This window comes from Methylobacterium sp. E-065 (genome assembly GCF_022829605.1).
In the GTDB taxonomy this organism is placed as follows: Bacteria; Pseudomonadota; Alphaproteobacteria; order Rhizobiales; family Beijerinckiaceae; genus Methylobacterium.
The window spans coordinates 1-301 of record NZ_JAKSYD010000284.1 but is presented as its reverse complement, the minus strand read 5'-3'; the positions used below and the strand labels follow the sequence as shown (position 1 = coordinate 301).

General features: G+C 75.4%; 1 protein-coding gene. It reads right to left on the bottom strand.

Features of this window, described 5'->3' with window-relative positions; genetic code table 11:
• Positions 1–301: hypothetical protein (locus MKK84_RS31795; protein WP_243926464.1), on the bottom strand; the 301-nt coding region annotated here is incomplete at both ends.

Here is a 301-nt window from a genome sequence, read left to right as displayed (position 1 = left end):
GCGCTGTTGCGAGTCACTGCCACGCACCCGCCGTGTGTGCAGGCCACGAGGCGGCGGTCGCGGGCACCCGCGTCGTTGATGTTGCGGGCTGCTGCGTTGATGATGGTGACCGCGCCGCCGGGACTGCTGCGCCCGCCGCCGCCCCCGCGCTGCCTGCTGGTGTTGTTCGGCGCGGTGGCGGCGCTCGACAACTCGTCGCCACCGCCGCCGCCGCCGCCGATGCTCTGGGCCTGGATGCCGCTGGCGTTCGAGCCGCCGGTCAGGATCGCGCCGGCGTTCGTCACCCCGACGAGGCCGCCCC